We start from the raw sequence: 9,001 nt of genomic DNA, 5'->3' as shown, positions 1-9,001 counted from the left end.
CATTTTACATAAAAATATTCCTATTGAGAAGGAAGTATCCCTCTGCCAAGGGTCAGACCCCCACATAACGAAAGACTGTGTAATCACTATAAAAAAAGTAGGTGTTTAAATTGGAAGTTGAATTACTAGAGACAAGTGAAATGTGGATAAGACCGATTACTCATGATAACAATCTTACCTTCTCGGACCAAGTAAGATATATGAATGACACACTCATGTCTTTTGGTAACAAGCTGAGTTCAACTGTTAGTCGGCTATTTGGAATTAAAACAGTTACCAAGTGTTACCCTGAAGAGTTAGATTGTTCGGTATTAATTGGAAGAAAGAATCTTCAGGAAATAGAGTATCAAGATTTGTACTGGGATAAGGTAAAAGCCAACGATTTTGTCATGGAGTTTTACATTAACATTTCTGACAGAAGCGTCATTTTATATAATCTTCAATTCCCTGAAACGAGTACACGTGAACAGAAAGAAGAATTCATGGAGTATTGGATAAGTTTGCTTTCTGAACGAGAATTAGATGTGATAAGGACTTGGGAACGTCTATACTTTACAACCTGTTGGGATTTTCTGAATGATTTGGGGTTTACCAAAACAGAGCAAGAAATTTTGCCGTTACATCCTAAGGCAAGTGATTTTCATGCGGAGGTAGGAAAATACGGAGTTCCTATTGTCTACTATAATGAAGAACCTCTTTATCTCGTGCAGTTTGTTGATTTAAAAGAATATCAAAAAAAACAAGGTATTTTAGATCAGGTTGGACTAATGCTAGCTAAGCTCATTGAAGAAATTGATGATAATGGGGACCTAGCTGATGAGCTCCGTGAAACCATTAATAAAAGGGAACAACCTACTAACCTAATCTCACTTGAAAATAAAATTATAGGGAACAATTTGGGAATAAACCTCTCGAATAAGAAAATGATTTTGTTGGAAGCCAATTGGCGATATCAATACGATATGTCTGATATGGAAGATTATGAATCCAAATCAAAGGAGTCTGTAGTGAGATATCTGAGTACTTTAAACACAGGAGTAACTCGCAACAGGAACGGTTCAAAGACAAGGTAAATCTCGGTGCCTGTCACACCCAGGATTTTGTCGATAGTGCTTATTTGTTCGGGCTTTCTCGATGCTTACGGTCATGAGTCTTATGATCTCTGCTAAAAGGGGAGGTCAACTCTATGAATCACAACAATAAATTGAAAGTGCTTATTAAGCAACCTCGAACTCTGGGGTTGTTTTTTATTCTTTGTCGATAAATGTGTATAGAATCTTATATTCGTTACGGGACGTATGTAGTAGTATAGGGTATAACAATGTGTTCATTATAACGAAAAAAAGGAGGGAATTGTGTGCGTAATAAAGGTATTTTATCGTTGATTGCAGCAGGGTTATTAATTTCACCTCTGACTCCAGGTACTGTAAAGGCAGAAGGAAATGAGTATCAATTTTCAAAGAAATTAATTGAACGTCAGGTTGAAAAGCCACTCCAACAAGGTATAATCAATTCTCATTCGTTAAATCAACTTCAAAAAGAGGTAAAAGGTTCTCCATCTTATTCGGCAAAAAGTTTTAATAAAATGGGAGCTGCGAGTAGTAGTATTTCCAGTAGTGAAGATTATTTATTTGAAACGGAGTACAACAATGATTTTGATTCTGCAAATGATACTTCATATGAAAAACCAACAATTGGTCAATTACTTCCTTTGTTTGATCTTGATATTCATAAAGTAGTCGTGCCAAAGGATGGTATTTTATTAGTAGCTGGGGCCGCTAACTCAAGTGCTATTGATTTAGGATTTACTGTTGTGCAAAAAGACTTTGTTGAGAATGATAAATTAGTATATTTAGGCTCGGAATTTGATGAGGCCGGGATTGAATACCAAGCGTACCAAGCTAAAGGCGGTACATACTATGTGGGCGTTCTAGACAAAGATAACTTCTATGATAAGTACATTGACAATAATACAGAAAATGATTTATACGCTATCGTTACTGGATTTCTAGACAATGTTGCGCCAAATAAGCCGAGCGTAAATAAAGTTGATAACAATGATACAGTTGTAACTGGAAAGGCAGAAAACGGATCTACCATTACTATTAAAAGTGGTAATACAGTATTAGCGACTGTCAAAGCTACATCTACTGGATCTTTCTCAGCAAGTATTGCTGTTCAAAAAGCAGGCACAAAGTTAGCAATCACGGCTAAAGATAGCGCTGGAAATGTAAGTTCAAGTGTGACAGTAACTGTTGCAGATGTTGTTGCACCAAGTAAGCCAGTTGTTAAAAAGGTTGATAATAACGATAAAGTGGTAACTGGAAAGGCAGAGGCTGGCTCTTCAGTTACTGTTAAAAATGGAAGCAAAGTGCTAGGAACGGCGAAAGCAGCATCTACTGGAGCGTTTTCTGTTAAGATAGCTGTTCAAAAAGCTGGTGCGAAATTAACAGTTAGTGCTAAAGACAGTGCAGGAAATATAAGTTCAAATGCATCGGTAACTGTTGCAGATGTTATTGCACCGAAAAGGCCAACCGTTAATAAAGTAGATGATAACGACAAAAAGGTAACAGGGAAAGCGGAAGCGAACTCAAGAGTTACGGTGAAAGTAGGAAGTAAATCCCTTGGTTCAGCAACTGCTGATTCCAAAGGAAAATTCTCAGTCAAGATTAAAGCACAGAAAAAAGGAACTACACTTTCTGTAACTGCAAAAGATAAGGCGGGGAATAAAAGCAGTAAGAGAACGATTAAAGTTGTAAAACATTAAATCTAAACAATGAGTCAAGGGTTAATTCCTTGGCTTTTCGCGTTTCAGCCTAGAAATAAAAGGAAGAATTGCAGGAATGTATGTATAGCGGTACATTAAGAATTTTCAATCAAACGTTTGAATAGTATAGCCTAAATGGTATTTAGTCGAAGGAACGTCGATTCGTGACGTAGGCTTAGACCATGGGGACGGGTATCACAGTCCTCACTTACCAAATTTAAAACCATTTTTAAAATGAAAAAGTCTAAATTCATAAAATTTGAGTATTATCATATTAAGATAAGGAGGCGATCTGGTGAAATCAATTGGAATCTTGGGTGTAGGTCAAGCAGGAGGTAATATTGCTGAGATAGCAACAACCTTGGGCTTTCAAACCGCCCTAATCAACACTAACCAACGTGATGGGATAGTAAACACGAGGGTGGAAAAGAAGTATTTTGTCCCTGGTTATAATGGTGCTGGTCAGGATAGATCAATAGGATTAAGAGCTGTTAAAGAAAATTATCGAGAGCTGCTTGACTTTGTAAAGGGGGCCTTTAAGAACATAAGGCTGTTATTGGTGGCCTTCTCTACCGACGGTGGTACTGGATCAGGTATGAGCCCTTTATTAATTGAGATGTTATTAGACCATCTGCCTGGCGTCAACATTGGTGCGATTGCTATTTTACCTGAGCGAAACGTGTTAGCTGGAAACCGAATCAATGCTTCTGAATGTATTGAAGAGATTTCCAAAATCGAAGCCATCTCTTCTGTATTCCTTGTAGATAATGATCAGATGCGTAAGATTAACCCACAATCCAGCAAACATCAGATCTACCTATCTTCTAATCAACAAGTCATGGAAGCAATTAACAATGTCCTGCGAGTCACGAATAAGAGTTCATTTTATGGTAACTTTGATGAGTCGGACCTAATGAATATTCTTAACACGAGAGGAGTAACGATCATATCTTCTGCCACGGTCACAGACGCTAAGACAACGTCTGACGTATCTAGAGAAATTCACCAATCTTGGATTAACTCAATATTCTGTCCTGTTGAATCAGCGGGCGTTATTCGAGCTGGTTTAATCTATGAAGGACCAGAGAATATGTCTAAGCTAATTAATGTACCATCGATCTTTGAAAGGGTTGGAGAACCTTTACAATTATTCGAAGGGACATATTTCTCAGAAACCGACGCTACTATAACAACTATTTTAGCGGGCTTTTCCTTCCCTACCCGACGCCTGCTATCAATAGAGGATTCCCTTGAAAAGAACAAAGATCGTTTACAAAACCTAGTCAACAAGGAACTAAGTCAGAGGTATGAGTCTAAAGTATCTTGGGCATCCGGACTAAAAGCTAAAAGACCTGAAAAACAGGGAGGATCAGTAGCACCCAAGTTTACTAAGAACCAGAAATAACGAATGTGCAAATATTGGTAATGAAAATGATCATTTCATAGACAAATTGAAAATCAGACTTGTATAAGGAACAGTTTTTTTTGGTGTTCTCTTTGCAATAAGCTATTTTCTTATTGAACAATCATGCAAAAAGACGAATCCGCGTGGATTCGTCTTTTTTTACTTATAAAAACGGGTAGATAGCATTTGCGTATGCAATTGCCCCTTTATTGTTAGGATGACCCATTGAAGCTCGTTTGCAGATTTCAAAGTCTATCCCGTACAGCCAGCTTCTGTGCAAGAGACCAGCCGATCAGCAGCGATAAAATCTTGTGGGGACATATCTAAATTAATCCCGAATAAATAAGGATCATTGGTAAGTGCAGAGTGTTCAACACCAATATTTGGATCGGCAAAGAAAAAACGTTTTTCGCCAGTCAAGGCAGCATTTGTTTCATCAACAGCTTGTTGGAGAAACAATTTTGACTCGGTAGCAAGCTGCAGGCTTCTTGCATGGATGATCTGTAGGTGATGTTCAGTCAAAAATCCAGCAACAACACCGCCAGGTAGCCCCTCAGTTGCAATTCCTAAAGCGACAAGTAAAACTTCTACAGCGCTTAAATCACTGTGTTCTGAAACAGGAGGATAGTATCCAGTTACAATTACCTTGGCATTTGGAAAGTTAGTTGCCACTTTAGTAAATAAAGTTTTACTATTTTTAAGGAAGTGAGTCCGATGAAGATCACTCAAATCATCAGTATTAAAAGGATTCAGGACGACTCGAAGATTCACATCATTGATCCCGCCATCCATAATGATCAAATCTACCTGTTTTGGATCCCCGACAAATAGATCACACTGCTGTAGGATGGTCGGATAAGAAACAGGCACTTCTCCATCTACTGCTGGAGTGCTTGTATGATCATCTACTCCAATCGTTGCCCCAGAATGTGCAAGCACTTGGGTATAGTATCCGATATTTCCATTTCGGGCTTTGACGGCATTGCCGACGAGGGAATAGTGCTTTTCATGTTCTGGTAAGCCCTGACCCCAAGATACTGAATCACCAATGACAAGCATATGAAAGGTATCCAACACTAAGTTAAGGGTGTTAGATGGCGTTCCATCTGATAAAATCACTCGCGCTACCGCATGCTCACCTGATGGGTTTTCTTCAATTGTAGATGGTCTGATCAGTGTGAACTCTAGCTGGGTCGGGCTTAACAAAGTAACATCCGGCATATCTTGGTCATTGATCCGAACAATGGCATTTTCTGAAAATCCGCTTCCTATCAATGTTACTTTTCGCCCTGGCTTGACTCGCATATGTTCATTTTCTTTATTATCTTGCTGAGCAGAGTCGACCTTGGGCTTAATATACAGAGAGGCTTTATTGGATAATGTTCCATCCGACTGTTTTACCTGAAGTGTGTGCTGCCCCCCTCTTATAAAAGGAGCCGAAAATTGCAGAGAAGTATCACTGTAAACGTTTGTTGGCACAGGTGAACCATCGATTAGCACTACATCCGATTTCGTAAAACGTTTGCCTTTTAATGTTACGCTTTCCGCTGCATAGGCATAGGCAGGAGTTGCTTCAAAAATTGCCGGTTCTAGAAGTTTTCTGCGAAAATCATCAGGATCGATGGAACGCATACTGATTGGTTCCGGAAGTTTTCCGCCATCGTACCCGGTGGCACCCTGGCCGGAGTAAGCACCATCAGGCCCTCTTGATCCAGCAGTTCTTGGTCCAGGTCCACAAACGGCTCCAAAGTTTGCTTTAACAGAATCTCCAACAGGTCCTCCAGGGCCTCCTGAACCGGGATAACCAGGCTGACCTCCAGCTCCACCGCGCCCACCATCCACGGTTATGTAAAAGCCTTGAAGATATTGATTGATCACGTTCTGAGGGGCATAAAAAGAAAGCTTTCCACCGTATCCGCCATTGCCGCCATCTCCGCCCGGACCTGCATTTCCTCCAGTTCCTCCGTTGCCGCCTGCCCCTGCCCCTGACTTACAGAATCCTGACCAGTCTAATTGGGCAGGTTTTCCTTTTCCTCCTTGGCCACCATTCCCACCGTCCTGACCAGAACCACCAGTGATTCCATCCTGCCCCCTTAAATCAAAAGCAGGGCGTCCAATCATATCAAGAACCCATAGTTCTAATTCAGGTGCACTATTTCCATCAGGTCCTCTGCTGCCTTTGACCCCATGAATACCATTTGTCCCTGTAATGCCCACAAGTGTAGTGGAAGTTGGTGCTTGAGGAGGTGTTCCTGGTTTCCAAGGTTTAGCGGGACTAGATTTACTTGGCCTTTCCCATGTAAATGTAACATTTTGGCCAACTGTAATTTTTTCTGCAATTAAAATAAGATAACGCTGAGGCTGCTTTAGAACGACTGTTGTATTGTCCTGTAAATTGATTTCTGTTGCTACCCAATAAGCGGTATCTACATTAATCTGTGTGGTAATACCCGATACGGAGGCAGCAGTTACTGTTCTAGATGGTAATGGGACTGCTTTCAAAATAGTGGCCTGGCCTCCAACAGGTTGAAGTACGGGTGTGGTTGCCGTGTTCGTTACTTTATACGCCGACTGGAAGTATGCCTGTGTGGTCGTGGCCGCTAAATTAGGATCAGGCTTTGTAAGCCCTGCTTGAGGTATTAAATTACCTGATAAATTAAGTGTTCCAAGGGATGATAGGGAAGTAATACCCACGGATTCTAGAACTGCTTTGTGATACTGTAATCGGTCCTGGCTTAAACTTGTGGTTGAAGTGATGGTGTTAGAACTAATTGAAAAGGATTTTAGAGCAACTGGGATAAATTGTGTTCCTAGAGTTGTAGACATGTGATTCCTCCTGAGATAAACAATATTTAGGCATTTATCATCCAACAAACCAATGAATTACTAGTGATCCTTAGAATGACACAAAATTTTCCTTAACTACAGAGAGATTAAAAGTTGTGAAGGACTTGATAAAAACCCGATTAACAATATATTTGATAACCAATAAAACTAGACCAATATTTTAGTGAAGGTCTATTTAACATAAAGTATGATAAACCAATGAAGTCAAATGAAATAAGGAAGGAATTCATAAGGGTGAAGAATCGACGAGATTGGTGCGGAAATATGCTGTTATTTGAGCTAGGCAACAAATGACGGAAGAGTTTCCGAGAAATGCTTAAATGGAACTAAATTTTCCTTTGATGAATGCATAAAGATGTTTTTGAACGGTGCAAGAGTTTAAGATTCGGCTATATAGCCATAGCCGGATTTTTTGTTTTTAAACTATGGAAATACTCATTTCCATAAAGCATATATGATAGAATATAGGTAGTTTGATACAAATAAGCTTGGGCTTTCAGCAGAAGGGAAAAGTATGAAGAACAAAGATACTCAAATTAATCAAAAGTTATATTACAGCACAGTGGTAGTGGTGATTGCACTTATGCTTCTTGGGCTGTTTGTAGGTAATCCACTTCTTCATCATCTTGGACCAGGCTATATTACGCATGGTGTTTTAGTTTTCCTTTGTTCTATTTGCTTATTAATTTATCCTTTATATACGTCACATTTTCTTAGAATTATTATGATCGTCGTAGCATCTACTTACTTTTATACCATCTTCTTTTTATATCCGAATACCTCGTCTAACTTTATATTTTTATGCTTTATTCCTGCCATTTCAATTTTGTTTTTTGATAAAAAACTTTTTCATCTTTCCTTACTATTAAATACTTTCTCCATCATAATTCTTTTTAGCTATATTGCTATAGTTGATCGAGGAGAGCTTTATCCTTATATAAGAGAAGACTTAATCGGAAATATTATTAACTTTTTAGGAAGCCAAGCCATTCTTTATTTTATTTTTTATTTATCGTATAGACGGTTGAAGAAACAGCAGCTCTACTATGAGCAAATTAAACACTCAGAACGTCTGAAAACAACTGGACAGCTCGCTGCTGCTATGGCACATGAGATTAGAAATCCCTTAACAGTGGTTAAAGGCTTCTTACAGTTATATGAGAAAGATAATACATATAATGAAAATAGTAAGCGGCATTTCTCATTAATGATTAATGAATTAAACACGGCAGAACAGGTAATTTCCCAATATCTATCCATTGCCAAGCCCGACAAAGACACTGAAACTGAACTAGTAAATGTAAAGAGTGTTCTTCAAAGTGTAACGGATCTACTCAACACTTATGGCCTCCTCCATGATAATAAGATTGTACTAAGTATGGTTGAGGATTGTTATATCGCTGCAAATACAATTGAGTTTAAACAGCTATTAATTAATATTATTAAAAATGCCATTGAAGCCTCAAAAGTTGGTGATTCTGTTGTAGTTACCGCCGAAAGTAAAAGGCACTTGGTTGAAATTAAAGTAATTGATAGCGGACAAGGGATGTCAAAGGAAGAAATGGATTCTCTTGGCACTCCATTTTACTCGTTAAAAAGTAAAGGAACTGGCCTAGGGATGATGATTTGCTTTAATATTGCTACAAAGTATAAAGGAACCATCCACTTTGATAGTTTAAAAGGTGAAGGAACAACGGTTACGATTCGGTTTCCAGCAACAAATATGGGATAGGTAAGTGGGGGTCAGACCCCCATCTGCACGAGAGCCCGCTCTAATCAGTTGGGGGATCAGGTTAAGCACCCGATCTGATAAATAGACGGATAAATTCCGCTTAATTAGAAATTATCATTAAAAATAGCTTTAATAGACGGAGAAATTCCGCCTATTGACTTGAAAAGTGTGAAAATGAGGGGTTTTGCTTTGCATAGTCGGAAAACCTCCCCTTATTTACCCTGAAACGAGGTCCATTCTGCATCTAACC

At 38.9% G+C, this 9,001-nt stretch carries 5 protein-coding genes; 4 read left to right on the top strand and 1 reads right to left on the bottom strand.

The annotated features are described in order from the left end of the window. Positions 1–110: 110 nt before the first annotated feature. The 3 genes from V7659_RS07940 to V7659_RS07930 all read left to right on the top strand — a co-directional run bounded on the left by V7659_RS07940 (position 111) and on the right by V7659_RS07930 (position 4,172). Complete coding sequence (locus tag V7659_RS07940) at positions 111–1,073, top strand: hypothetical protein (RefSeq protein ID WP_335539272.1); 963 nt, start codon at positions 111–113, stop codon at positions 1,071–1,073. A 284-nt stretch (positions 1,074–1,357) separates the two neighbouring features. Then, positions 1,358–2,767, top strand: a complete 1,410-nt coding sequence (locus tag V7659_RS07935) for an Ig-like domain-containing protein (RefSeq protein WP_335539271.1) — start codon at positions 1,358–1,360, stop codon at positions 2,765–2,767. A gap of 295 nt (positions 2,768–3,062) precedes the next feature. Beyond that, the gene (locus V7659_RS07930; protein ID WP_335539270.1) at positions 3,063–4,172 is read left to right on the top strand and encodes a cell division protein FtsZ; all 1,110 of its coding nucleotides are present in this window, start codon (positions 3,063–3,065) and stop codon (positions 4,170–4,172) included. Between the two features lie 252 nt (positions 4,173–4,424). Here V7659_RS07930 and V7659_RS07925 read toward each other — a convergent pair whose 3' ends face one another. Next, positions 4,425–6,998 (bottom strand): SGNH/GDSL hydrolase family protein, encoded by a 2,574-nt coding sequence (locus V7659_RS07925; protein WP_335539268.1) that lies wholly within the window; start codon positions 6,996–6,998, stop codon positions 4,425–4,427. A gap of 535 nt (positions 6,999–7,533) precedes the next feature. Between V7659_RS07925 and V7659_RS07920 the strand changes: the two genes are divergently transcribed. Beyond that, a complete protein-coding gene (locus tag V7659_RS07920) occupies positions 7,534–8,751 on the top strand; it encodes a HAMP domain-containing sensor histidine kinase (RefSeq protein WP_335539266.1) in 1,218 nt (405 codons plus the stop codon). Positions 8,752–9,001 lie beyond the last annotated feature (250 nt).

The organism is Neobacillus drentensis (assembly GCF_036966985.1).
Taxonomy (GTDB): Bacteria; Bacillota; Bacilli; order Bacillales; family Cytobacillaceae; genus Neobacillus; species Neobacillus drentensis_E.
This window is presented reverse-complemented; position numbering and strand designations above follow the sequence as displayed.